At 31.2% G+C, this 23,153-nt stretch carries 23 protein-coding genes and 2 pseudogenes; 10 read left to right on the top strand and 15 right to left on the bottom strand.

All coding sequences use genetic code 11. The features are described from left to right. The first annotated feature begins 86 nt into the window (after nucleotides 1-86). Genes FOC43_RS06750 through FOC43_RS06760 form a run of 3 tightly spaced genes read left to right on the top strand, consistent with a single transcriptional unit; the run spans nucleotide 87 to nucleotide 2,607 of the window. The gene (locus FOC43_RS06750) at nucleotides 87-941 is read left to right on the top strand and encodes a metal ABC transporter solute-binding protein, Zn/Mn family (RefSeq protein WP_004284669.1); all 855 of its coding nucleotides are present in this window, start codon (nucleotides 87-89) and stop codon (nucleotides 939-941) included. Between the two features lie 12 nt (nucleotides 942-953). Beyond that, nucleotides 954-1,808, top strand: a complete 855-nt coding sequence (locus tag FOC43_RS06755; RefSeq protein WP_004284667.1) for a metal ABC transporter ATP-binding protein — start codon at nucleotides 954-956, stop codon at nucleotides 1,806-1,808. Beyond that, complete coding sequence (locus tag FOC43_RS06760; RefSeq protein WP_002794383.1) at nucleotides 1,801-2,607, top strand: metal ABC transporter permease; 807 nt, start codon at nucleotides 1,801-1,803, stop codon at nucleotides 2,605-2,607. The genes FOC43_RS06755 and FOC43_RS06760 overlap by 8 nt, the downstream gene beginning before the upstream one ends. Here FOC43_RS06760 and FOC43_RS06765 read toward each other — a convergent pair. From FOC43_RS06765 to FOC43_RS06820, 12 genes are all read right to left on the bottom strand, one after another. Next, entirely contained in the window at nucleotides 2,596-3,969 is a 1,374-nt protein-coding gene (locus tag FOC43_RS06765) for an McrC family protein (protein WP_002790472.1), read from the bottom strand. The genes FOC43_RS06760 and FOC43_RS06765 overlap by 12 nt on opposite strands. After that, a complete protein-coding gene (locus FOC43_RS06770) occupies nucleotides 3,932-5,995 on the bottom strand; it encodes an McrB family protein (RefSeq protein ID WP_031263520.1) in 2,064 nt (687 codons plus the stop codon). Before FOC43_RS06770 ends, FOC43_RS06765 begins: the two co-directional genes overlap by 38 nt. Nucleotides 5,996-6,006: 11 nt before the next feature. Continuing rightward, nucleotides 6,007-6,294, bottom strand: a complete 288-nt coding sequence (locus FOC43_RS06775; RefSeq protein ID WP_004284661.1) for a hypothetical protein — start codon at nucleotides 6,292-6,294, stop codon at nucleotides 6,007-6,009. Between the two features lie 73 nt (nucleotides 6,295-6,367). After that, on the bottom strand, nucleotides 6,368-6,811 hold the full coding sequence (rimP, locus tag FOC43_RS06780; protein ID WP_002778643.1) for a ribosome maturation factor RimP: 444 nt from the start codon (nucleotides 6,809-6,811) through the stop codon (nucleotides 6,368-6,370). Beyond that, nucleotides 6,801-7,163: a 30S ribosome-binding factor RbfA gene (gene rbfA, locus FOC43_RS06785; protein WP_002778650.1), complete on the bottom strand. Its 363-nt coding sequence runs from the start codon at nucleotides 7,161-7,163 to the stop codon at nucleotides 6,801-6,803. Before rbfA ends, rimP begins: the two co-directional genes overlap by 11 nt. After that, nucleotides 7,160-9,730: a translation initiation factor IF-2 gene (infB, locus tag FOC43_RS06790; RefSeq protein ID WP_002783804.1), complete on the bottom strand. Its 2,571-nt coding sequence runs from the start codon at nucleotides 9,728-9,730 to the stop codon at nucleotides 7,160-7,162. Before infB ends, rbfA begins: the two co-directional genes overlap by 4 nt. Then, nucleotides 9,717-9,950, bottom strand: coding sequence for a YlxR family protein (locus FOC43_RS06795; protein WP_025399319.1), 234 nt, complete (start codon nucleotides 9,948-9,950; stop codon nucleotides 9,717-9,719). The genes infB and FOC43_RS06795 overlap by 14 nt, the downstream gene beginning before the upstream one ends. Before the next feature lie 53 nt (nucleotides 9,951-10,003). Then, nucleotides 10,004-10,882 (bottom strand): homoserine kinase, encoded by an 879-nt coding sequence (gene thrB, locus FOC43_RS06800; protein ID WP_002778656.1) that lies wholly within the window; start codon nucleotides 10,880-10,882, stop codon nucleotides 10,004-10,006. Between the two features lie 17 nt (nucleotides 10,883-10,899). Further along, on the bottom strand, nucleotides 10,900-11,301 hold the full coding sequence (locus FOC43_RS06805) for a molecular chaperone (protein WP_023362253.1): 402 nt from the start codon (nucleotides 11,299-11,301) through the stop codon (nucleotides 10,900-10,902). 38 nt (nucleotides 11,302-11,339) lie between these two features. Next, the gene (lpxC, locus tag FOC43_RS06810) at nucleotides 11,340-12,224 is read right to left on the bottom strand and encodes a UDP-3-O-acyl-N-acetylglucosamine deacetylase (RefSeq protein ID WP_002778660.1); all 885 of its coding nucleotides are present in this window, start codon (nucleotides 12,222-12,224) and stop codon (nucleotides 11,340-11,342) included. After that, nucleotides 12,224-13,597 (bottom strand): peptidoglycan metallopeptidase Pgp6, encoded by a 1,374-nt coding sequence (gene pgp6 / locus FOC43_RS06815; RefSeq protein ID WP_002778663.1) that lies wholly within the window; start codon nucleotides 13,595-13,597, stop codon nucleotides 12,224-12,226. Before pgp6 ends, lpxC begins: the two co-directional genes overlap by 1 nt. 97 nt (nucleotides 13,598-13,694) lie before the next feature. After that, nucleotides 13,695-14,522, bottom strand: coding sequence for a prephenate dehydrogenase (locus FOC43_RS06820; RefSeq protein WP_002778665.1), 828 nt, complete (start codon nucleotides 14,520-14,522; stop codon nucleotides 13,695-13,697). Nucleotides 14,523-14,597: 75 nt separating this feature from the next. Between FOC43_RS06820 and bamA the strand changes: the two genes are divergently transcribed. The 7 genes from bamA to FOC43_RS06855 are packed head-to-tail and all read left to right on the top strand — an operon-like array spanning nucleotide 14,598 to nucleotide 21,109. Further along, complete coding sequence (gene bamA / locus FOC43_RS06825; RefSeq protein ID WP_002778667.1) at nucleotides 14,598-16,814, top strand: outer membrane protein assembly factor BamA; 2,217 nt, start codon at nucleotides 14,598-14,600, stop codon at nucleotides 16,812-16,814. Next, nucleotides 16,814-17,530 (top strand): inositol monophosphatase family protein, encoded by a 717-nt coding sequence (locus FOC43_RS06830; protein ID WP_002785441.1) that lies wholly within the window; start codon nucleotides 16,814-16,816, stop codon nucleotides 17,528-17,530. The genes bamA and FOC43_RS06830 overlap by 1 nt, the downstream gene beginning before the upstream one ends. A 14-nt stretch (nucleotides 17,531-17,544) precedes the next feature. Further along, the gene (gene accD / locus FOC43_RS06835; RefSeq protein ID WP_002778671.1) at nucleotides 17,545-18,387 is read left to right on the top strand and encodes an acetyl-CoA carboxylase, carboxyltransferase subunit beta; all 843 of its coding nucleotides are present in this window, start codon (nucleotides 17,545-17,547) and stop codon (nucleotides 18,385-18,387) included. Between the two features lies 1 nt (nucleotide 18,388). Then, nucleotides 18,389-18,838 (top strand): 23S rRNA (pseudouridine(1915)-N(3))-methyltransferase RlmH, encoded by a 450-nt coding sequence (locus FOC43_RS06840; RefSeq protein ID WP_002780129.1) that lies wholly within the window; start codon nucleotides 18,389-18,391, stop codon nucleotides 18,836-18,838. A gap of 11 nt (nucleotides 18,839-18,849) precedes the next feature. Continuing rightward, the gene (gene dksA, locus FOC43_RS06845; protein ID WP_002778675.1) at nucleotides 18,850-19,203 is read left to right on the top strand and encodes an RNA polymerase-binding protein DksA; all 354 of its coding nucleotides are present in this window, start codon (nucleotides 18,850-18,852) and stop codon (nucleotides 19,201-19,203) included. Further along, entirely contained in the window at nucleotides 19,200-20,186 is a 987-nt protein-coding gene (locus FOC43_RS06850) for a hypothetical protein (protein WP_002778677.1), read from the top strand. Before dksA ends, FOC43_RS06850 begins: the two co-directional genes overlap by 4 nt. Next, nucleotides 20,183-21,109 (top strand): tRNA dihydrouridine synthase, encoded by a 927-nt coding sequence (locus FOC43_RS06855; RefSeq protein WP_002788913.1) that lies wholly within the window; start codon nucleotides 20,183-20,185, stop codon nucleotides 21,107-21,109. Before FOC43_RS06850 ends, FOC43_RS06855 begins: the two co-directional genes overlap by 4 nt. Before the next feature lie 20 nt (nucleotides 21,110-21,129). On the opposite strand, the pseudogene FOC43_RS09150 reads toward FOC43_RS06855, so the two are convergent. From FOC43_RS09150 to FOC43_RS06865, 3 genes and pseudogenes are all read right to left on the bottom strand, one after another. Next, nucleotides 21,130-21,348, bottom strand: a pseudogene (locus FOC43_RS09150) (Cj0814 family flagellar-dependent secreted protein); the annotation flags it as partial. A gap of 219 nt (nucleotides 21,349-21,567) precedes the next feature. Continuing rightward, nucleotides 21,568-22,368, bottom strand: a pseudogene (locus FOC43_RS09155) (Cj0814 family flagellar-dependent secreted protein); the annotation flags it as partial. Between the two features lie 35 nt (nucleotides 22,369-22,403). After that, nucleotides 22,404-23,096, bottom strand: a complete 693-nt coding sequence (locus tag FOC43_RS06865; protein WP_004284641.1) for a hypothetical protein — start codon at nucleotides 23,094-23,096, stop codon at nucleotides 22,404-22,406. Between the last annotated feature and the right edge of the window lie 57 nt (nucleotides 23,097-23,153).

A 23,153-nucleotide genomic window follows, 5' to 3' on the forward strand; every position in this document is an offset into this window, starting at 1 on the left:
GTGCTATAAAAATTTAGAAATTCTAATTTATAAACTTAATATTGTTATAATTTTTTAAAATTTCATTCTCTTTAGGATATAAAATAATGAAAAAAATATTCCTTCTTTTTATATTTTTAGGACTTTTTAATTCCTTTCTTTGCGCTAAAACCTTACAACCAAGTGAAAATCTAAATTTACCTTTAATCAGCGTAAGCATAGCCCCACAAGCTTTTTTTGTTAAAAAAATAGCAGGTGATACTCTAAATATAAACATCTTATCCACAAATACACACAAGCCAAAATCCAAATCAAACCCTATGAAAAAGCTTGAAAAAAGTGAGCTTTACTTTACCATAGGCTTAGAATTTGAAAAGAAATTAACAGATAAACTAGAACAAAAATTTCCAAAAGTTAAAATCATAGACATGCAAGAAAATATTTCCCTAGCTAAAGCTAGTTCTAGTGACTCTGAAGAAATTTTAGATCCTTTCACATGGCTTGATCCCATTTTGGTTCAAAATATAGCCTTAAATACCTATAATGCTCTAGTAGAAAAATACCCTCAAAACAAAAGCTTATACAAGCATAATTTAGATAAATTTTTAACAGAGTTAGATGTCTTAAATTTACAGATCTCTTCAAAATTACAAAAAGCGAAAAATAAAGAATTTATAACATATCATCCCGCTTGGTCATACTTTGCCAAGCGTTATAATCTTGTGCAAAATCATGTAGAATTTTTAGGAAAAAAACTAAAAAATGAAGATTTGAAAAATTTAGGTAAGTTGATTAAAGAAAAAAATATTAAAGTTATTTTTGTACAAACTCGTTTTCCTGAAAAGACAGCAAAAACTTTAGAAAAAGAATATAATGTAAAAATTTATAAGATAGATTACTTATCTTATGATTGGGAAAATGAGCTTTTAAAAACAGCCAATGCTTTTCATGAAAATTTATAATTAGGTTTTTTAATGCTTTTTTTTGAAATATCAAATCTTAATTACGCTTACAATAACGAAACAATCTTAAAAAATATCAACTTAAGCTATGATAGTAAAGATTTTCTTTCTATCATCGGCCCTAATGGTGCGGGAAAATCTACGCTTGTAAAACTCATCCTAGGGCTTTTAAAGACTAAAAAAACTATCAGTTTTCATGGGATTAAAAAAAATGAAATCGGCTATGTCCCTCAACACACTCTAGCTAATCCTAACTTTTGCCCAAGGGTTATAGAAATCGTTTTAATGGGACTTGTCAATAAAAAAATTTTTGGTTTTTATAGTAAAAAAGATAAAAATAAAGCCTTAGAAGCTCTAGCAAGCGTGGGTATGCAGGATTTTTGGGATAGAAAAATCAATGAATTAAGTGGGGGTCAAAAGCAGCGTGTTTTTATCGCTAGAGCTTTAGTCGATGAATGTAAAATGCTGATCTTAGATGAGCCTACAGCAAGCGTTGATAGCAAATCTGCGATTCAAATTTTTGAACTTTTGAGCTCTTTGCATGAAAAGGGTATAGGAATTTTACTCATTTGCCACGATATCAATCTCGTGCTTGCTTATAGTGATAAAATCGCGTATTTAAACAAAGAACTCTTTTTGCATACCAATACCAAAGAAAAAGACAAAAGCGTATTTTTAAAACACCTTTATGAAAATCATTCGCATTTTTGCGATGTAGAAATGAGTTTAAATTCTTGCTTTTGCGATGAAGAAAATTGTGAGAAGAAAAAAATTTGTGAACAAGAATTTGCAAGAAGAAATTTAAAAAAAGAAAATTTTAAAAAAGAAAATTTTTGTTTGAAATTTTCAAAGGAAAGCCATGTTTGAAATTTTAAATTTCACCTTTTTTCAAAATGCTTTATTGGCTGCGGTTTTAGTCAGCATTGCTTGTGGAGTCGTAGGTACGCTTGTGATGATAAATCGACTCTTTTCCATAGCAGGAGGCATCACGCATGGGGCTTTTGGGGGTATTGGTATAGCGTTTTATTTTTCTTTGCCTATATTGATCAGCACAGGTATTTTCACGCTCTTTTTAGCCTTTTTGGTAGCATTTTTATCGAAGCATTATGAGCACAGAAGCGATAGCATAGTCGCTGTGATTTGGGCTTTTGGGATGGCTTTTGGGATCATACTTATAGATTTAAGTCCAGGTTATAGCACGGATTTGATGGCTTATCTTTTTGGAAATATTTTAGCAGTAGGAATGCAAGATCTATGGCTGATGGCGATAGTAGATGGGGTGGTGATTGTTTTAATGCTTTTATTTTATAGACAATTTGAAGCTTTAAGCTTTGATGTCGAATTTGCAAAAGTGCGAGGGATAAATACAAGCTTTTTTCATTATCTTTTAATCGCACTTATGGCATTTTGCATAGTGATTTCTATACGCCTTGTGGGGATTATTTTGATCATGGCTTTACTTAGCATACCTAGCTTTATAGCTGAAAATTTTACAAAAAAACTAGGTTTAATAATGATTTTAGCAAGTGTATTGAGTATGATTTTTTGCGTTTTAGGGCTTATAATAAGCTATTATTTTAATCTCTCAAGCGGTGCTTGTATCATAGCTGTAGCTTGCTTTGGCTTTTTGATACACTTGCTAGCAAAGTTTTTACTAAAAAGGTAAAGGTGCAAAAATCACTTGCACTTTTATATTTGTTTTCAAAGGGCTATTATCATTTAAAAATACCAAATGCTCATTTGCATTGAATTCTAATTCTTTTATTGTATTTTGCAAACTCATCGTTCTTTCACATAAAGGATAGATCAATTTAATATCATGAATTTTAAATTTACAAGCATAAGCAAACATTTGATACAAATCACTTTGCGCTATGCCATGCTTTTTATCTTCATTGCTATCTGGAATTTTCCACTTGGTATCTAAAATCGTTTCATTTTCTATATACAAATCAGGCTTTAACATAAAGCATTTTTCACCCTTTTTTGAGATCAGGTATTTTCCGCTGCTTTGAGTTTTGATATTTTGAGTCGGATTTGCTTTTTTTAGCATATGAGCTACATAATCTTCAAAAAGTTTTTCCATAGGAAAAAGCAAGGCAAAAGCTTCATTTTTGCCCTTATAAGGTGCAAAAGTTTGATTTTGCAAAAAGATCTTACACCAAGAAAGTAGATTTTCATAATAATCAAAATGTCTTGAAATTTTATAAGTGAAATCTTTTTCATAATTTGTAGAAAATCCCACCTCATCAAACATTTCCAAAGCTTTGATGATTTTAAATTTATGGTGAGTGGTTTTGGATTTTAAAAGATTGAGAGTGGATTTTATAAGGCGATTGGGCGCAATATCGAGCATAAATTCATCACTTTGAGTGAAAAATCTTTCTTTATGAACTAAATTTTGTTTTAAATGTTGGCTAAATTGCAATTTTCCTTTAAGAAAATTTCTATTTTCTTCAATGCTTATATAATCCTTTTTCAAACCCTTTTTATAAACCCCGTCCAATTCATCCAAAAACATTGCGATAAATACCTCTAGCAAAGGCATTTTAGAAATTTGCAAAGATGAAATTTGGGATTTTTTAAAAGGAGAATTTTTTAAGGTTTTTAGCATATTGATTAAAAGGGTTTTGGGATTGAAAGCAAAATCCTCTCCATAAAAATTCTCACTGGTTTTAGCTTGACTTATTTGATTTAAAATATAATTTTTTAGTAGTTTTTCTTTCGAGATAGTAGATAATTTGCACTCTTTATCTTTATAACCGTCCAAATTTGTACATTTTGGTAAAATTTCTAAAACTCCACTTTTGGTTTGGATAATGCCTACATAATTTTTAGCTGTTAGGGTGTTTTTGTTTTTAAAGCCTAGAAAATTTTCATTATTTTTAGCAAAGTCTTCTAGCTCTTGATAGAATTTTTTAGCCTTTTCTTTGAAAATTCCTTGCAAATCTTCTTTAGAAAAAGCTTGGTGTTCGATGATGGAAAAGGTGTTATTGTTTATCATTTTTTGATTGATTTTCCCCATCATTATAAATAGCTTGATAAGTTTTTATATCGTTCCAAATTTTATTATCAAATGAAGCAATATTATAAATAATCTTCTCGCTATCTACATTGTCCAAATTTTTTATTTTTTGTAGATATTTATCATCTTTTTCACATTTTTCAATCATACCATTATCATTTAAAACTGCGCTAATTAAAGCATAGTCATTGTAAAAATACTCTTGCAAAAGCGGGATGATTTTATTTTGAAAAATACTTTTTAATTTTGAGATACTTAAAACATACCAATCTTCTTCATATTTATCTGGTTTACACCAATTATCTTTATTAAATTTAACAGCTTCACTCATAAAAAATGCGTGTCCTATGGTTTTTTCCCTATCCAATAAAAACTCAATTCTTTTATTTATACTTATTAAAATATTTTGAAGTATCTCTGCAAAACCTTCTGTTTTAGCATCATCTCCTAAATAATCTTCATCTTTATTTGGATTTTCTACATCTTTGCAAATAAAAACATTCTTAAGCAAATCAGGATCAGGCATCATCTCTACAAATTCAAATCTTCTTCTTAAGGCTGTATCAAGAGAAGTGATACTTCTATCAGCTGTATTCATAGTGCCTAGGATATATACATTTTTAGGTACTCCAAATTTTTTACCGCTATAAGGCAAAGTAACTTTTAATTCCTCGCTTTCACCTATCCTTTTACTAGGTTCTATTAAGGTGATAAGCTCACCAAAAATCTTACTTACATTACCACGATTGATTTCATCAATGATGATTATGTAAGAATTTAAAGAATTGCTACTAATTTTATTATCTTCGGTTTTTAATACTGCTTGTTTTTCATACTCTTTAAATTTATTTACCAAATTAAAATAATAAGTATGAGTTCTATCAGCATAATCTCTATCAAATACTTTTTTAAACATTTCAACAGCGCTATTAAATTCAATATTAGATTTTAATAATGTTATAAATGTAGACAAACTTAATTTAAAAATACCGTCAAACCTTTCTACATCTTCACTATAAATTTCAATTGTATTATTATTGAAGCTATTGATAAAAAAATTTCCACCTTTTGTTTTGCTAATAGGCTCATTTATTTCTAAAAGTCGATTTAAAAATTTTTCAACTTTTTCCCGTAGCTTTATCTTTTCTCTCAACTCTTCTGTATTTAAATTGCTATTTTCATAATTTTCCAAAGCCCTATTACATATATCTTTAAAAATTCCATCTTTTATTTCATATTGTATTTCTTGTGAATTTGCTTCATTATTCATCATAGGTTTTATACCCTCGACAAATTCTTCATATCCATAGCTTTGATGAAAAGTTGTAAAGACTATTTGTCCATCTTTTACATACTCATCAAACTTAGCTTTTTTCTCATCTCTATCTCTACTTTCTAAATTTTCGCCCAAGATTTCCAAAGCTTTATCTATAGTATGGTAAGTTTTTCCTGTACCTGGAGGCCCATAAAGAATTTGATTTAAAGATAGATTTTTGTTTTCTTTTTTATTTGACATTTCGCTTCCATCATTTCTTATTTCTTTATTATTACTTTTAGATAAATCATTCCTATCTTGAATTTCATTTAATGGCAACTTTGCAAACCATTGCATATTTTCAATAATCAAATCAATATCATTATTTAAATTTTTATAATCATAAGTTTTTTTATTAAATTGCGTATTATAATCATCAACTTTATTTTTTGCCAAGTAATTAATTGTCTTGTCTTCACTTTCTCCAATGCAAACAATAATTTCTCCATTTTCTCTTTTTATACCACAATATACATAAATACCGTAAGAAGCTTTATATTCTTGAGTATCTGTTCTTATAAATATGATCCATGGGATTTTAGATATAGTTCCTTTTCCATAGCTTAATTTAACGCAAAAACCATAATTTTTTAAAAAATCAAAATTAACTATTTCATCTTTAGAGGACAACTTATCACTATTATAAGCATTGTGAAAAAAATCAATTAAATACTCTTTAAACTTTTTTCTATCTTCATTTAAAAATTCAATCATAAACTTTCCTTTCAATCCACAATCGCAAACAATTTACAATTTTTATAATATCTATAAAAATCTTTTCCATTTTTATTCATAGTTTTGAGATAATTAAAAACAGGTGAAGTCCACCTATAACCTTGACTTTTAGTATGAAATTCATCTATCAATCTACCCTCTTGATAAACATACATACTCATACCACCATTTTTCACAACTGCTTCTTTAAATTCATCCTCATCTTTTGGAAAATAATAATACACATTACCATTTTGATCTGCCTTACTTATTTTCCAATCGTATTTATCTTCTAGCATTGTATGCCTTTTGAATTTTTGTGTTTAATTTTAATTATATAAAAGATAGGTAAAAATTTAAAAATCTAAATTTTTACCATTGTATGAAGGTTCTGGCTTTTTTAATATCGCTAAATTTTAAAGTAGTTTTTTCTTGATTTTCTAAATTTTCTAAAGTGATATTTTCATCCTCTACGCTGATGATTTTTGCTTCGATTTTTTCTTTTTCACCTGTTGTGATTTTTACAAGCTCATTGATACTTTTTGCAAAATGCTCTATCTTGCTAAGTTTTCTCTCAAGTCCTGCTGAAGATACTTCTAAAAAATACTCCCCACTTACAGGTGGTTCCACATCGAAAATAGGTGATAAAATTTCACTAAGCCTTGCACAATCATCCAAATTCACACCCCTTCTTTCACCCTTTTCATCCAAGGGCTTCATCACATAAACGCGGTAAATTTTCTTGCCATTTTCGCTAGTTAATTCGCTATCATAAAGCTCTAAATTCACTTCTTTGCAAAGGGCTTCAAGATTCATTTTTATCCTTTTTTATTTTTTCAAAAAGTGCATCCATATGGTTTTGATACTCAAGCCTATCATCAAATTTAAAATGAAAATTCGGACACCTATACCAACCCTGCTCACTCATGCAGTAATTTTGCAAAGCTCTACTTGCCTTTTTTAAAGAAGATAAAATTTTTTCTTGCTCATGAACATTAAAAAACATCTTATCAAGATACACAAAAGCATCATATCTGCCTTTTTTACACTCTACATCCACTACACACAAATTTTTCAAATTTTCATCATCTAAATTTGCTAAAGCTTCAGGGATCAGCTCTTTTAAGATACTTTCAGTGCGTAGTTTTTTAATCTCACTTGGGTTCATAGACTTGCTTGTTCCTCTACTTCTTTATAGCTTTCTATATAATCACCCACTCTCATATCATCGCACCCTTCTATACCTACGCCACATTCATAGCCTTTTGCCACTTCTTTAGCATCATCTTTAAAGCGTTTAAGTGAGCTTACATTTCCCTCATAAACCACAACTCCATCACGGATAAGGCGAATTTTAGCCCCACGGTTAATCACCCCTTCGGTTACCATACAACCTGCAATTTGTCCGATTTTTGGTACATTGATCACTTGTCTAATCTCTGCTTGTCCAAGTTGTTCTTCAGAGATGATAGGGCTCATCATACCACCTAGCAAGGCTTTTACATCATCAAGTAGATTATAAATAACATTATAAGTTTTTATTTCCACGCCTTTATCTTTAGCACGCTCTTTGATCTCTCCGGTTGGGCGTATATTAAAGCCTAGTACGATGGAGTTTTCACTTGCACTTGCAAGCTCTATATCGCTTTGCGTGATCCCCCCTACTCCACTGTGTATGATATTGACTTTAATTTCATCATTTCTAAGCTTTTCTAAGCTTGCTTTTAAGGCTTCTAAAGATCCTTGTACATCAGCTTTTAAAATAACAGGCAAGGCTTTTAGATTACCTTCTTTGATCTTAGCTCCAAGCTCATCAATGCTAACTTTAGTGGATTTGCTAAGTTCTTTTTGGCGGTTGTATTCGTGGCGCTTGTTAGCATACTCTCTTGCTTCTTTATCACTCTTTACTGCGATTAAAATTTCACCCGCATCAGCCACTTCACTAAGCCCTACGATAACACCACATTCACCCGGTTTGATCTCTTTTAAAGCCTTGCCTTGATCATCGCTCATTGCGCGCACTTTTCCATAAGCTTCACCTGCAACGATAGTGCTTCCTACTTTAAGTGTTCCATTTTGTACGATGATAGTAGCTACCGCACCGCGTCCTTTTTGGATAGAACTCTCTATAACACTTGCTTTTGCAAAGCTTTTTGGATTGGCTTTAAGCTCTAAAATATCAGCTTGTAAAAGCACGATTTCAAGCAAATCTTCAATACCCATTCCCGTTTTAGCAGAAACTCCTACAAATTCATAAGATCCGCCCCATTCTACTGGCATGATTTCCATTTCGGCAAGTTGAGTTTTTACCATATCGGGATTTGCTGCTTCTTTATCCATTTTATTAATAGCAATAATAATAGGCACACCCGCTGCTTTAGCGTGATTGATCGCTTCTTTAGTTTGTGGTTTTACCCCATCATCTGCTGCTACAACGATGATTACAATATCAGTGATACTTGCACCCCTTGCACGCATAGCAGTAAAAGCTTCGTGACCTGGAGTATCTATAAAAGTGATTTTACGCCCATTTTTTTCCACCATATAAGCGCCCACATGTTGAGTGATCCCCCCTGCTTCACCACTAGCGACACGAGATTTTCTGATATAATCAAGCAAAGAAGTTTTACCATGATCAACATGCCCCATGATAGTAATCACCGGTGCTCTACTTACCAAATCTTTCTCATCAACTTCTTCTTCATAGTCTTTTACATAATCAAACTCATCTGCTTCGTTGATGATATTGATCTCTATACCAAATTCAGCAGCTAAAATTTCAATCGCATCTTCATCTAAAAAATCATTTTTAGTTGTCATCATACCCAGCATGAAAAGTTTTGAAATCACTTCACTCACGCTTTTGCCTATCTTATCTGCAAATTCATAAACACGAATTTCTTTTGAAATTTCTACGCTCGAAACCGCTTCATTTTCTTTTTTCTCAACTTTTTTAGGTGGTTTTTTACGACTTCTTCTTTGAATTCCACCCTCAAGCCCAAGATTTGCTGAATTTCCTACTGCTTGACGCAAAAAGTTAGGTGGTTTTTTCATAGTATTTTGTGGTTTTTCTTGTTCTTTTACACTAAAATCAGGTAAAACCACCACATCTTCATCTTCTAAAGAAATATCAGCAAAATCATGGCCTTCTAAAAAGTCCATTTTTTCAGCACTTTCTTTCTTAGTCGCTACAAAAGGCTTTTTCTCTTTTTTCTTTTTCTTTAAATTTTCATCCGCATTTGAAAACATGGTTTTTAAGCTAAGACGCTCTTCATTTGAAGGAGTGCTAGCCTTTGGCTCTTCTTTTTTCGCAGCTTCTTCTTCATCTTTTTTCTTTTTGACAATCACAAGCCCTCTTCTTTTAGCTAAAGTCGCACTCGCTAAACTCTCTTGAATGTTTTCTTTAGGCTCTTCAGGAGTTTTTGGCTCAGGCTTTACTTCTTCTACGACTTTAGCTGGAGCTTTTGTTTCTACTTCTTTAGGTGATTTTTCTTCTTTTTTTTCTTCTTTGGGTGCAGCTTTGGCTTTTTTTACAGGATCTTGTTTTAAATTTTTCTTGAAAGCCTCGGGTATAATTTTAGTTTGTATATACTCATAAATTCCTGCTGCAACTTCGGGTTCTACAGCATTAGATGCGGTTTTGATATTCAATCCCAATTCATTTGCTTTCTCGATAATTTCTTTGCTGTCATAGCCTAATTCTTTCGCAATTTCATGAATTCTAATTTTTGCCATTTAAAACTATCTCCTTTAAATTCTGCTGAGTGATTTTTGTATTTAAATTTTTGCAAGATTTAAAAAATGCTTTTTGCAAGACTTTGCCTTCACTCAAAATACAAGTCTCACACAAATAAACACTGCGTCCAAAAGCAAAGTCTTTATAAAGCTCACCTTGAAAATGTTTAAATCGATGCATATTTTTTTGTAAATATCGATTTTTACAGACTATACACATTCGAATGGGCTCATGTTTATCTTTTACAAAATTATATCTTTTTTTTTCTTCTTTTAGCAAATTTTAAAGCCTTTATTATCAAATTCTAAACAAAGAATTTTAAAATTTCTAAATTTTTGCTCCATTTTTTGAGCTAAATGCTTTGCATCATCCTTGTATGCTAAATTAAAAAAGCTTGAGCCTGAACCCGAAAGCGTACTCATTAAAGCCTTATTTTCAAGAGCAAATTTTTGCACCTCAAAAAGCTCGGGTAAATTTTGCATTCTACGCGTTTGGTGTAATAAATCTTTACTAGCAAGAGCGAGCAAATCATACTTTTTTTCTAAAAAACAAGCCGTAAGAAAAGAAGAATGACAAAGATTAAAAACACAATCTTTCAAACTTAAATTCGAAGGCAAGGCGTTGCGACTTTGTTCTGTACTCATCGCCACATTAGGTATAACCACAACAGCATTTAAATTTTCATCCAAATCTTTTTTTATACTGAAAACTTTTTCATTTTCTACCATGGATACTACAAAGCCCCCAAGTGCTGCAGGAGCTATATTGTCAGGATGATTCTCGTATTTTAACGCTTCATTTAAAATTTTCTCTTTTTCTGCTTTAAAACCTGCCATCTCATAAGCACTTGCAATAGCACCGATAATCACTGCTGAAGAGCTGCCAAGTCCGCGAGATAAAGGAATGGCATTATCAAAAATAAATCTAAAATGATCTTTTCTACCACTTAATCTTTGATAAATTTCATTAAAAATACTTACAAAAATATTATTTTTTTTAAGGCTTAAATTCTCGCTTCCTTCACCATTGACACTGATACTAAAAAAATTTGACTTCTCGATAATAGTATGATTAAAAAGTGTTAAACTCAATCCCAAACAATCAAACCCAGGGCCTAAATTTGCACTTGTAGCAGGTACTAAAATTTTCAATTTTTTTCCTAAATTCTTTAAATTGCAGATAAAAAGTAAAAAGGTAGATTATCATCTTTTTTATTAAGCTTGCTTAAATTTGGAGGTAAAAAAAACTCTCCAGCTGTATTTTCCTCCAAGATGATCTCATCTTCTTTTTTTACAAAACACATATTTTTATGAGCGGCAATGGGTTGATTGTTGTTAAGCTCAAAGGCACTGATAGCAAAAAGAGGGATATTTTTCACTATACTCAAAGTCCTAAGACTTACATAAGAAATTTTAATCCCCATATAAGAGCCTGGACCATTGGCATAAATTAATTCATCAAAGCTAAATTCTTTTAGCAAAATCTTTAAAATTTTGGGTACAAACTCGCTTGCCTTTTCTTCACTCTCTATGCTTTTTACAAGTTTATCATCTTGATAAATCCCAATCATCAAAGGCTTAGATAAGGCATTAAGCAATAATGAATTTTTTATGCAAAAACCTTTTCATAAGCTTTTTCATTTGCTTTTTCAAGGGTCACTATCTCATAAGCATCTTTATCTTTTAAAACTTCTTTAGTAAGTAAATGATTTAAATGATGGCTTCCAGCATATGAAATATAATCTCCAAAAACACGGTACCCAAGCAAAGTCAAATCTCCAATCGCGTCTAAAATTTTATGTCTTACAAATTCATCTTTAAAGCGCAAACCTTCAGGATTTAAAATACGATTTTCATCTACCACTATAGTATTTTCTAAACTTCCACCCAATGCTAAATTCATATCTCTAAGGGCTTGAACATCTTTTAAAAAGCCAAAAGTCCTAGCTCTTGCTATATTTTCTATATAGTTTTTCTTACTGAATTCAAAATTATAGCTTTGTTCGCCTATAACAGCATTATCAAACTTGATAGTATAATTAATACGCGGTTCTTTGGTCGGAGTTAAACGCACATATTTATCACCGTCTCTTACCTCTATAGGCTTTTTAATCACCATAATTTTTTTAGGTGCATCAAGCTCTTTAACCCCTGCTTCATCAAGCATCATACAAAAGCTAATGCTTGATCCATCCATTACGGGTGCTTCATTAGCATTTAAAACGATGCGGACATTATCTATCCCATAAGCATTGATTGCACTCATTAAATGCTCTATAGTAGAAATAAATCCTCTTTCATCGCCCAAAACCGTTGCCATTTGAGTATTGATAACATTTTCAGGGCTTGCTTTATAAGTAGCATTTAAATCGCTTCTAAAAAAAACTATCCCACTATTTGCTTCTAAAGGCTCTAAAGTGATTTCTATAGGCTCACCTTTGTGAAGTCCTATACCTACGCCTTTGACAGTTTTTGCTAAAGTTAATTGTTTCATTAATTTTTTCCTAAAATTATTTTTTTACCTTCGTTTAAAACATTGTAAATATTATTTTCTATCCATTTTTTATCTTGCCATTGCTCAGGGCGTGTTTCAACACCTTGAACTAAAACACCAAAGTGCAAATGATCCCCCAAAGCCAATCCACTTACACCTGTTCTACCTATTACACTTTTTTTGCTTAAAATCTCATCAAGTTCAACACTTTTAGAAGAACAATGCCCATAAAGACTATAAACTCCAAAACCATGATAGACGATTAAATTAAGTCCATAAATTCCATTTTCTTCTGCAAATACGACTTTGCCTGAATTATTACTTATAATAGGAGCTTCTGCCACGCTTGCTAAATCTATACCCATATGATAAGAATCGCTTACAAATTGTCCATTGTAAGAATAATACCTATGATCAGCAAAATCTGCTACCTTCATACCATTTCGAAGTGGTAAAAATAAATCGATTTTAAAATCATCGATTTTACTTTCAGGCACTTCTGAAGTGATTTTATGTATCAAAATTTCATTATTGCCTCTTAAGGTTTCATTTACAAATTTAAATTTCTCAAAACGCGTAAAATTGTTATCCTTTGGCGCATATTCTTGTGCTAAATCTTCTATTTTGCCATCTAAAAATCTATCTGTAAGATTGATATTTGAAACGCGGTATTTGCGATTGACAAAATAATACCTTATGCGCTCTTTGGTTATATTTCCTGCCTTATCTGTAGCAATGATATAAGCACGAAATTCTTCATCTCTTGCATCCCAAGCTATAAGAGCTGCGTAATAGCCTTCTTTTAAATAAGGAGTAGCTTGAAAAATTTTTCCTGTATTTGTTTCGATATAAACCTTATCTAAATTTGCATCACTAGCTGAAAACACAACACTAGCAGCACCTCCTTGCTCAATCTGATAAGAATTGCTCAATACATTTACCTTTGGAGCACTATCATCAATCATGATAAGGACTTGTTTGCTCGCTTCATTGCCACCGAAAAAATTCCAAAAACTCTTATCTTTGGCTTTAATTTCCATGATAAAAGATTTTACTTTTTCTTTATAGGCAAGTTTTGGTAGAGCAACTTGTAAGGTAATATCATTTGAATTTTGAATTTTTTCATCCGCTATAGGCATACCTGTTTCATTGCCTTCTTTTTGCAAGAAAATCTGAACACTTTCAATAGAACCTTCATCATCTTTTACATGAACTGAAATAGGTTTTTTAAGATCACTATAAATGATATCTGGCATAAGGATTTTAGGAGGTGTTGTTTCAAAAGCATTCGTTTTTGAAATAAAAAACGCCAAAACACCGATTAAAACCAAAACTAACAAATATAAATAAATTTTTCCCTTTTTTCTCGCCATATTTTTTCCTAAATATATTTTTATTTTAACAAAATTTATTTTTTCTTAAAAAACTTAAAAAAATTTTATTATAATTTCAGTAAATATCCAGCAAATTTCACAAAATTTCTCTTAAAGTATTGGCTTTTTGCATCCAAGACTTTAATTCTTCATTTTTATCCTCTTCAATCATCTTTTTGCAAAATTCTAATTCTTTTTGAAAAAATTCAATAGAACTTAAAACATTATCTTTGTTTTGTTCAAAAATACTCCCCCACATAATAGGAGATGATTTAGCAATCCTACTCATACCCTTAAAAGAACCACCCGCTAAATGAACGATATTTCTTTTATCTTCTTCTTTCATCACAAAATTTGCTAAAGAAAAACTAATCACATGCGGCAAATGCGAAATAATAGCGGCATGATGATCATGAGCTGTGCTATCCATAAAAACAATCCTCATACCCAAATGCGAAAAAATTTCTACTGCTCTTTTTTGGTGCAAATCATCAGCCACTTCACTATCACACAACACACAAACAGCATCCTTATAAAGCTCTTTAAAAGCCGCTTTTGGGCCGCTGTTTTCAGTTCCTGCCATAGGATGGGCAAAAAGAGTTTGTTTGGTAAGCTTTGCAGGCAATTTTTCTATGATTTTTCTTTTTGTACTTCCAAGCTCTATAATGGTTGTATTTGAAGGCAAATTTACTAATTTTTGTAAAATCTCTATGATAGCATTTACAGGCGTTGCGATAAAAATCATATCGCACAAATGCAAATTTTCAAATTCTATAAGCTCATGAACAAGTCCTAAATTTAAAGCATCTTGCTCATTTTCCTTGCTTGAATCTAAACCATACACACAAGAAATTAATTTATTTTCCTTTAAACAAAGTCCTAAAGAACCCCCTATCAATCCAAGCCCTATAATTGCTACTTTCATAATATTATCTCAATCTCTTTGTTAAATTTTTTCTGCTATTATACAAATTTTTAATAAAGCTTTAGGTAAAAATAAATGAAAAAAATCATCAGCATTTGTGCCTTAGTTGCACTAAGCAATGCAGCAGTAATTAAAGAAATTAAATTTAACGGATTAAATCATCTTTCAAATGCAAGTGCTTTAAATCTTACAGGATTAAAAATCGGCGAAACAATAAATCTTGATAAAATCAATACCGCCATACTTAACCTTTATAAACAAAATTATTTCGAAAATATTGCCGTAGAGGAAAATAATGGTATTTTAAATATCATTGTCACAGAAAAACCAAGCATAGCTAAAATAAGCATTACAGGAATTGCATCTAATGATAGAAAACAAGTAGAGAGCATTTTGGGTATAAAAAGAGGAACTTTATTTGATGAAGCAAGCGCTAAAGAAGCAAGCGAACGCATCAAAGCTTATTATGAGGCTAAAAGCTATTTTGATACCATAGTAGAATACAGAAAAAAGACTCTAGAAAATACCGAAGGACTAGAGCTTGAATTTATAGTCAATCGCGGAGAAAATATCGTTATTAACAATGTTAATTTAAGTGGAGCAAAGGAATTTTCATATTCAGATATCGAGCCTAGTATAGTCAATAAAGAAAAAGAATTTATGGGCTGGATGTGGGGAAGAAATGATGGAAAGCTCAAAATTTTTGAATTAAGCAATGATAGCGCAAGAATCAGCGATGAGTACATGAAAAAAGGATATCTTGATGTACAAGTATCCTCGCCTTATCTTAAAACCTATACCGATACTTATCAGGCCAATCTGACTTATTTTATCAAAGAAGGCAAGCCTTATAAAATTGAGAGTATAAGTATAGAAAATCCTTTATTTAGCGAGGAAGAAAATATACAAAATGTAAAAAACCTACGCTCAACCCAAGGCAAACTTATCAATATAGAAGACATTCGCAAAGATGTAAAAACCATAGAAACACAAAGTGCTGATTTAGGCTATGCTTTTGCAGAGGTTTATCCTGATATTCAAAAAAATGATCAAACCCAAGAAGCTAGCGTTGTATTTAAGGTCATTCCTCACGATAAAGTCTATATAAGAAATGTTATCATTTCTGGAAATTCTCGCACGGTCGATAGAGTAGTACGTCGCGAACTTTATATCACCGAAGGAAATTTATACAATCGCACCGATTTAAGTGAATCTACAAATGCTTTAAGAAGAACTTCTTATTTTGATGATGTAGAAATTAAAGAAGAAAAAGTAGATGATACACATATAGATTTAATCGTCAATGTTAAAGAAGCTTCTACGGGTGCTATTTCAGGAGGCATTGGCTATGGTTCAAGCGATGGTTTGTTACTCAATGCTTCATTATCAGATACCAATATTTTTGGTTCAGGTATTAAAAGTTCTGTGAGTGTAGATAAAAGTGATGATACCCTATCAGGGAGAATCAGTCTTATAAATCCACGCATTCTTGATAGTCAATACAGCTTGGGCGGAACGCTTTATTCTAATGATTATGAATGGGATAATTACTCTGAAAAAAATTACGGTTTTGATATCACCCTAGGTCGTCAATTTGCAAGATATTATAATGTAAGTTTAACTTACAATCTTGAGCAAAGTGATATCTATCATCTAAGCCCAACACTTTTAAGAACAGGTTATGAGCTTGGCAAAACTATAAAAAGCTCTATCACTCCTGCTATTACTTTTAACAACACTGATGATTATTATCTCCCAAGAAAAGGTATTATCGCTTCAACAAGCTTAGAATATGCAGGACTTGGAGGAGATCAAGAATTCCTTTCATCGAGTTCAAAATTTAACTTTTATCAAGGTTTGCAAGATTATATAGGTTATGATCTTATTTATCGTTATAAAGCAAGTTTTTATAAAGTTTGGGATGAAGGCTATCTTCCAATCAATCAAAGAATCTATTTAGGTGGTATTCGCTCTCTTCGCGGTTTTGAAAGTAGAACTGTAAGCCCTAAAAATGAATGGGGAGATGAAGTGGGTGGAACTATAGCTTTTGCAAATTCTGTAGAGCTTAGCTTTCCTTTAATCGATAGAATTAAACTTCGCGGTAGTGTATTTTTTGATTATGGGATGATAGGAAATAAAAATCTTGATGAAATTCAAAGAATGAGTACAGGTTTAGGTATAGAATGGATCACTCCTATTGGGCCATTGCAACTTGTATTTGCTAAACCACTCAACGATAAAAAAGGTGATGATACCAATACTTTTGAATTTAACCTAGGAACACGCTTTTAATGAAACAATTTCTAGATGCTTGCCTAAAAGCAAATTTGCAAATTAGCGAGTATCTTAACAATATTTGCGAAAGCGATCTTAGCTTTTGTCCCGAACTTGGCTTTGATAATAATCAAAGCTATAAGCTTGATCTAAAATGTGAAAAAATCTTTATAGAGCACCTTTGCAACCTAGGTCAAATTTTTTCCGAAGAAAGTGGCTTGATCGGAGAAAATAGTCCTTATAAAATCATTCTTGATCCCTTAGATGGAAGTTCAAATTTTGTTTCTAAAATACCCTTTTATGGAACATCTGCAGCACTTTTTAAAGATGAAGAAGCTCAAAGTGCTTTTATTTGCAATCTAGCAAATCATGAAATTTTAATTTTTGATGATAATAAAAATTTAAAATCAAATCTTTTCAATCCTAACTATTCTCCTTTTTTGCCTAATCATTTTTCTCAAATTGGAATCGTAGAAAAAATAACGCTTTGCCCAAGTCTTACCAACCACCTTGCACAAAATAAGCTTAAATTTCGCTCTTTGGGCGCTACAGCTTTAAGCATTGCTTATGCTCCATATTTTAGCTTTGTTTTAGTTTTAGGAAAAACTCGAATCTTTGATACTGCAGGAGCTTTGATGTTGTGTAAAAATTTATATATAGAAAACAATGAAAATTTCCTTCTCATAAGTAAAGATAAGAAAATTTTTGATATAATCTTGGAATTTTTAAAATAATTAGGTGAATTATTATGAATTTTGCAGATATTTTTTCAAAAATCAGAAGACAACAACCTAGCACCAAAGAGGCTCCAAATCATTGGGTAAAATGCCAGAGTTGCCATGCTTTAATGTATTATAAAGAAATAGAATCTTGTTTTAATGTATGCCCTAAATGCTCTTATCATATGAGAATTTCTCCTATGGATAGAATCAAGCTTTTAAGTGATGAAAATACCTTTGTTGAGTATGATGCAAATTTAGAAGCCATAGATCCGCTCAAATTTGTTGACAGCAAGTCTTATAAAAAACGCTTGAGCGAAGGCGAAAGCAAAACCGGTAGAAAGTCTGCAGTCATTAGCGGAGAATGTCTTATAGATGGACTTAAAATTCAGCTTGTGGTGTTTGATTTTTCTTTCATGGGAGGATCTTTAGGCTCTGTAGAAGGCGAAAAAATCGTTAGGGCAATCCAAAGAGCTATCACAGATAAAACTCCTGTTGTTATCGTAAGTGCAAGCGGTGGAGCTAGAATGCAAGAAAGTACTTATTCTTTGATGCAAATGAGTAAAACAAGCGCTGCTTTAAAACTTTTAAGCAAAGAAAAACTCCCTTATATCAGCGTATTAACCGATCCTACTATGGGAGGCGTGAGCGCTTCTTTCGCTTGGCTTGGAGATTTAATCATCGCTGAACCAGGCGCTTTGGTGGGTTTTGCAGGAGCAAGAGTGATTAAACAAACCATAGGTGCAGATTTACCCGAAGGCTTCCAAAAAGCTGAATTTCTACTCGAACATGGACTCATAGATGCGATAGTAGAGCGTTCAGATATGAAAAAATACCTTAGCGATACTCTTAAATTCTTTTGTGGAAAATAACTTGCAAGTTAATATTTTTCACATACAAAAAAACGATGAATTTAAAATTTGGGGTGAGAAGTACGCAAAACTTATCTCCAAATTTGCAGATCTTAAAGAACACAATCTCTTTAATAAAAAAATAGCTGCTGCGCAAAATTTAAATGCACAAGCTGCTAAATTAAGCTATGAAGAGGCATTTGCTCCTTATACAAAAGGCTTTTGCATAGTTCTTGATGAAAGAGGCAAGGAGCTTACAAGCGTAGAATTTGCAAAACTCATAGCAGATAAAAATAATTTAAATTTTTTTATAGGTGGTGCTTACGGCTTAAGGGATGAATTCAGCCAGAGTTTAGATTTTAGACTTTCTTTAAGCAAACTCACCTTAGCACATCAATTTGTAAAAATTTTACTTTTAGAACAAATTTATCGTGCTTTTTGTATCAACTCAAATCATCCTTATCACAAATAAAAGGTTAAACAATGAAAAAGAATGAAATACAAGTTTTTAAAACTATCTTAGAAAATAGAAAAAAAACTATATTGGAAAATTTGCAAAGCAATTCTAAAGAAATTGAAGCCTTACATAATAGCGTCCCAAGTGATAGTGTGGATTTTTCTGTTATTGAAACAGGATCGCAAATTGATTTTGCTATCAGTGCTAATTTAAAACAAGAATTAGAAGAAATAGAAGATTCTTTAGAAAAAATCAAAGATGGCACTTATGGAATATGCGAATCTTGCGATGAAGAAATCACCATAGAAAGACTTAAAATCAAACCTCATGCAAAATACTGCATCGTATGCCGCGAAAATTTAGAAAAAGGAGAGTTATGAGAATTAGATTATTTTTTATAGCAAGCTTTATTTATATAGCTCTTATATTTGCTCTTGCTTGGTATTTAGAATTAGGAAATTATACTTTAAATTTCAATACATATAGCTTCGAGCTACCTATAATGATATGGCTTATTTTACCTTTGATACCTTTAGTGTTTTTTGCCATCATTCATATGGGTTTTTATTATTTTTTACTCACTTTAAAATTTAAGCATTTTTTCAAAGATTCTACCAAATTTGAAAATTTTACCCGCGACCTTCTTTTGGAAAAAGAATCAAATATCAGCTTTCAAACAAAGGAATTTAGACAAGTAGCACAGCTAGCTAAAACCCTAAAAACACATGAAAAAATCCCTAATGCAAACAAAATCAATGAAATTTTAGATCTTATAGACGGCATTAAAAAAGAAGAATACTTCAATCTTAACAAATTTAAACTCGAAAATAATAATATCTTATTTCTAGAAAATGAAAAAAATCATATCAAAAATGATATAAATTATGCTTATTCCAAAATCAAAAACCTTAGTCAAACTCAAGACGAATTCCAAGATCTGGCTTTTGAAAGTTTGATAAAAAAAGGAACTTATGAGCAAATTAAAAATATCAAAATCACAAAAAAACCTTGTCATATCCTTACACTCATCAAGCGTTTTAAAGAAGGAAATTTAGAGCTTAATGCTGCTGAATATGAAGTTTTACTTTCTCACAATATCCTTAGTGAAAAAGACTATCTTGATATAGCAAAACTAAGCATCAAGCTTTTAAATCCTGACGCAGTTATAGGAATTTTTAACAAAATCAAAAATGAAAAACGTGAAGCTTTAAGAGCGTATTTATATCTTTTAGCTGAATTTGGACTTTTAGATGAACTCAGAGAACAAATTCATAATGATGACAAAAAATTCAATGATTTTAAAGCCTTTTTAATCCTGCGTGAAAAAAATATCAAAATCGATTTAAATCAGCTTATACAATGATAGATTTTAGCAAAAAGCCTTTATTTTTAGCTCCTATGGCGGGTTTTTCAGACCTGCCTTTTCGCAATGTGGTAAAAAAATTTGGTGCAGATATCACAATAAGTGAAATGATAAGTTCCAATGCTTTAGTTTATGAAAGCTCTAAAACCTTACATATGCTAGAAAGAGCTGAACTTGAAAACCCTTATATAGTCCAAATTGCAGGGGGCGATAAAGAAGTGCTTAAAAAAGCAGTTCAAATGCTTAATGAAATGGATTTTGTAGATGGCATTGACTTTAATTGTGGTTGTCCTGTAAATAAAGTCGTCAAACAATGTGCAGGAAGTGCTCTGCTAGAAAATTTAGAGCTTTTTAAAAGCCTTGTGGGAGTGATTAAAGAAAACAATAAAAAAAGCCTTACAAGTGTTAAATTTCGCTTAGGCTTTAATGAAAAATATCCCGAAAAAATGGCTAAAATTTGCGAAAGCTTGGGGGTGGATTTTGTAAGTATTCATGGACGCACAAGAAAACAGCTTTATAGTGGAAAAGCGGATTATGAATCCATTGCCAATGCTAAAGCAAGCGTGAAAATTCCTGTGATCGCAAATGGTGATATCAATGCTCAAAATGCTAAAGAGGTTTATGAGATCACAAAATGTGATGGACTTATGATAGGGCGTGCAAGTGTGGGAAATCCTTGGATATTTTATGAAATCAAAAGTGGTAAAAATGTAGATGAAAAACTCAAAAAAGAAATCATACTCACTCATTTTGACGAAATGATAAAACACTATAAAGATCAAGGTGTGAGTATATTTCGTAAACATTTACACGAGTATTCCAAAGGCCATAAAGATGCTTCAGCCTTTAGAGATAGTGTTAATCGCATCGACAATGTCGAAGAAATGCGAAAAAAAATAGAAGAATTTTTTAGTTTAACTTGATTTTTATAATTTAAAAAATCTTAAGCCTTAATATCTATACTTTTTGGTGTAGAATTTAAAGAAAGAATTTTATTAAATTCCCCTGCATTATCATCACCAAATTTCATACCAAAAAGAAGTTCTAGCTCATCACTTGTGCCAAATTTAGTTTCTAGTAACTTTTTTAAAAGCTCATTCATTTTATTATCATCTTTGTAGGTTTCGCTTTTACTTTCTGCTTGTATAGGTTCAAAGGGTTTATCTTTTTCTTTGTTTGAATTTTTTTGTGCTAGAGCAATTTCTCTATTTTGTTTTGCTATTTCAGCTTTATATATTTCCCCCATTTCATCACTTTTGGCTTTCATTTCTAGCCATTGTTTTTTAAATTCATCTATATCAGTTATTGTATTTCTAAGTTTGGTTATATATACACTATCTGCAAATACATCTCCTGTTATACTCCATTCGATAGGATTTTGATTTATAAATTCGTTTAAATCTTCCACTTGACTTTGGCTCATATTTTTATCATAGCCAAGAAGCTTTCCCTCTATAGTTGTTTCACCTTCTATAAGAGGATTTTGTCCTGACATACCTGCAAAGAATGCCATTAAAACACCACCTTTGCTTATAGTGCCATTATCATTTTTATAAAATGATGCTCCAATATTTATATGAGAGCTTGGATCAAATATATCGCTATTTTTTTTAATATAATCAGCAGGAGCTTTTTCTTTCCAGCTTGGGAAACTTAGGGTTAATTGCTTAGGATTTTGATAGATTTTTAAGTCATCTTCAAAACTTAAAGCACTCTCAAAATCTTTTTCGGAATAATAAATATTTGTTACTTGAAAACTTTTTTTATTATAAGAAAATCCCAAAGGGATTTTGCTTAAATCTTCAGTAGTAAAATTTCCACTCGGTTCATCAATAAGCTGTGAAAAAACCTTATAAGCATTACCTAAACTTTTGGCAATATCTATATTGGTAAAAGATTTAAAATTAAGGTTAGTGATATAATTAACAAAATTTTCAGCACCTTTAGCATAAATCTTATAATCTTTTGGAATTCCTGCTGCTTTATTAAATTCACTTGTAAAAAAGCCATCTTTATCTACTTCATAACCTAAGACTTTATTGCTTGTTTTAGTAGTGTCTTGGGTGTCTTGTAAATTTTTTACATTAGCATTTGAAGTATTTGAATTTAAGGAAGAGTTGTTATTGTTTTTAATATTAAGATTGACAAAGGAGTTATTGAAAGTTGAGTTGATACCTATCATTTTTAATCCTTTTTATAATTTAAATTTTTATATTTTTAAGCCTTAATATCTACGCTTTTTGGTGCAGAATTTAAAGAAAGAATTTTATTAAATTCTCCTGCATCATCATCGCTAAATTTCATACCAAAAAGAATTTCTAATTCATCACTTGTGCCAAATTTAGTTTCTAGTAGTTTTCTTAAAAGCTCATTCATTTTATTATCATCTTTGTAGGTTTCGCTTTTACTTTCCGCTTGTATAGGCTTAAAAGGCTTTTCTTTGTCTTCTTCTGAAGTTTCTTGCAGTTTTTTCTGTGATGAATCAATATTGTTAAAATCAACAAAATATTTTTTTTGAAGCTTAAGATATTTTTCTTTAAATTCATCTATACTTTTGCTTGTGTGAAAAATTTTAACATAAGCTTCATCATAACTCACCCCATCAATATGCATCCAACGAGGGTGTTTGGCATTCTTATCCATCCATTGAAATAAATTTTTAACTTCTGATTCTGGTAATTCATTGTTTCTAAGTTTATCTTCTATTGAACCCTCGACTAATTCTATTTTATCGCTGAATTTTTTAGAAATCTTATACAAATCTATCAAATCATTACCTAATTCTTCTCTTTGTTTTTTTGCAAGCTCAGGATTTCCATTTTCAATACTTTCATCTCTTATTTTGGTAAGTGTTTGCAAAGGATTGTTTCCAAAATATCTATTAAAAGAGCTTAGAGGAAATACTATCATCTTTATCACCTTGGAATAGATTTTATTCTAAAGTAAATCGGCAAAAAATGATTTTTT

The organism is Campylobacter coli, assembly GCF_009730395.1.
Lineage (GTDB): Bacteria > Campylobacterota > Campylobacteria > Campylobacterales > Campylobacteraceae > Campylobacter_D > Campylobacter_D coli.

Coding starts and splice junctions, on each gene's coding strand:
- FOC43_RS06750 (WP_004284669.1), top strand. CDS start 87: ATGAAAAAAATATTCCTTCTTTTTATATTTTTAGGACTTTTTAATTCC.
- FOC43_RS06755 (WP_004284667.1), top strand. CDS start 954: ATGCTTTTTTTTGAAATATCAAATCTTAATTACGCTTACAATAACGAA.
- FOC43_RS06760 (WP_002794383.1), top strand. CDS start 1,801: ATGTTTGAAATTTTAAATTTCACCTTTTTTCAAAATGCTTTATTGGCT.
- FOC43_RS06765 (WP_002790472.1), bottom strand. CDS start 3,969: ATGATGGGGAAAATCAATCAAAAAATGATAAACAATAACACCTTTTCC.
- FOC43_RS06770 (WP_031263520.1), bottom strand. CDS start 5,995: ATGATTGAATTTTTAAATGAAGATAGAAAAAAGTTTAAAGAGTATTTA.
- FOC43_RS06775 (WP_004284661.1), bottom strand. CDS start 6,294: ATGCTAGAAGATAAATACGATTGGAAAATAAGTAAGGCAGATCAAAAT.
- rimP (WP_002778643.1), bottom strand. CDS start 6,811: ATGAATCTTGAAGCCCTTTGCAAAGAAGTGAATTTAGAGCTTTATGAT.
- rbfA (WP_002778650.1), bottom strand. CDS start 7,163: ATGAACCCAAGTGAGATTAAAAAACTACGCACTGAAAGTATCTTAAAA.
- infB (WP_002783804.1), bottom strand. CDS start 9,730: ATGGCAAAAATTAGAATTCATGAAATTGCGAAAGAATTAGGCTATGAC.
- FOC43_RS06795 (WP_025399319.1), bottom strand. CDS start 9,950: ATGTGTATAGTCTGTAAAAATCGATATTTACAAAAAAATATGCATCGA.
- FOC43_RS06805 (WP_023362253.1), bottom strand. CDS start 11,301: ATGATTGGGATTTATCAAGATGATAAACTTGTAAAAAGCATAGAGAGT.
- lpxC (WP_002778660.1), bottom strand. CDS start 12,224: ATGAAACAATTAACTTTAGCAAAAACTGTCAAAGGCGTAGGTATAGGA.
- pgp6 (WP_002778663.1), bottom strand. CDS start 13,597: ATGGCGAGAAAAAAGGGAAAAATTTATTTATATTTGTTAGTTTTGGTT.
- FOC43_RS06820 (WP_002778665.1), bottom strand. CDS start 14,522: ATGAAAGTAGCAATTATAGGGCTTGGATTGATAGGGGGTTCTTTAGGA.
- bamA (WP_002778667.1), top strand. CDS start 14,598: ATGAAAAAAATCATCAGCATTTGTGCCTTAGTTGCACTAAGCAATGCA.
- FOC43_RS06830 (WP_002785441.1), top strand. CDS start 16,814: ATGAAACAATTTCTAGATGCTTGCCTAAAAGCAAATTTGCAAATTAGC.
- accD (WP_002778671.1), top strand. CDS start 17,545: ATGAATTTTGCAGATATTTTTTCAAAAATCAGAAGACAACAACCTAGC.
- dksA (WP_002778675.1), top strand. CDS start 18,850: ATGAAAAAGAATGAAATACAAGTTTTTAAAACTATCTTAGAAAATAGA.
- FOC43_RS06850 (WP_002778677.1), top strand. CDS start 19,200: ATGAGAATTAGATTATTTTTTATAGCAAGCTTTATTTATATAGCTCTT.
- FOC43_RS06855 (WP_002788913.1), top strand. CDS start 20,183: ATGATAGATTTTAGCAAAAAGCCTTTATTTTTAGCTCCTATGGCGGGT.
- FOC43_RS06865 (WP_004284641.1), bottom strand. CDS start 23,096: ATGATAGTATTTCCTCTAAGCTCTTTTAATAGATATTTTGGAAACAAT.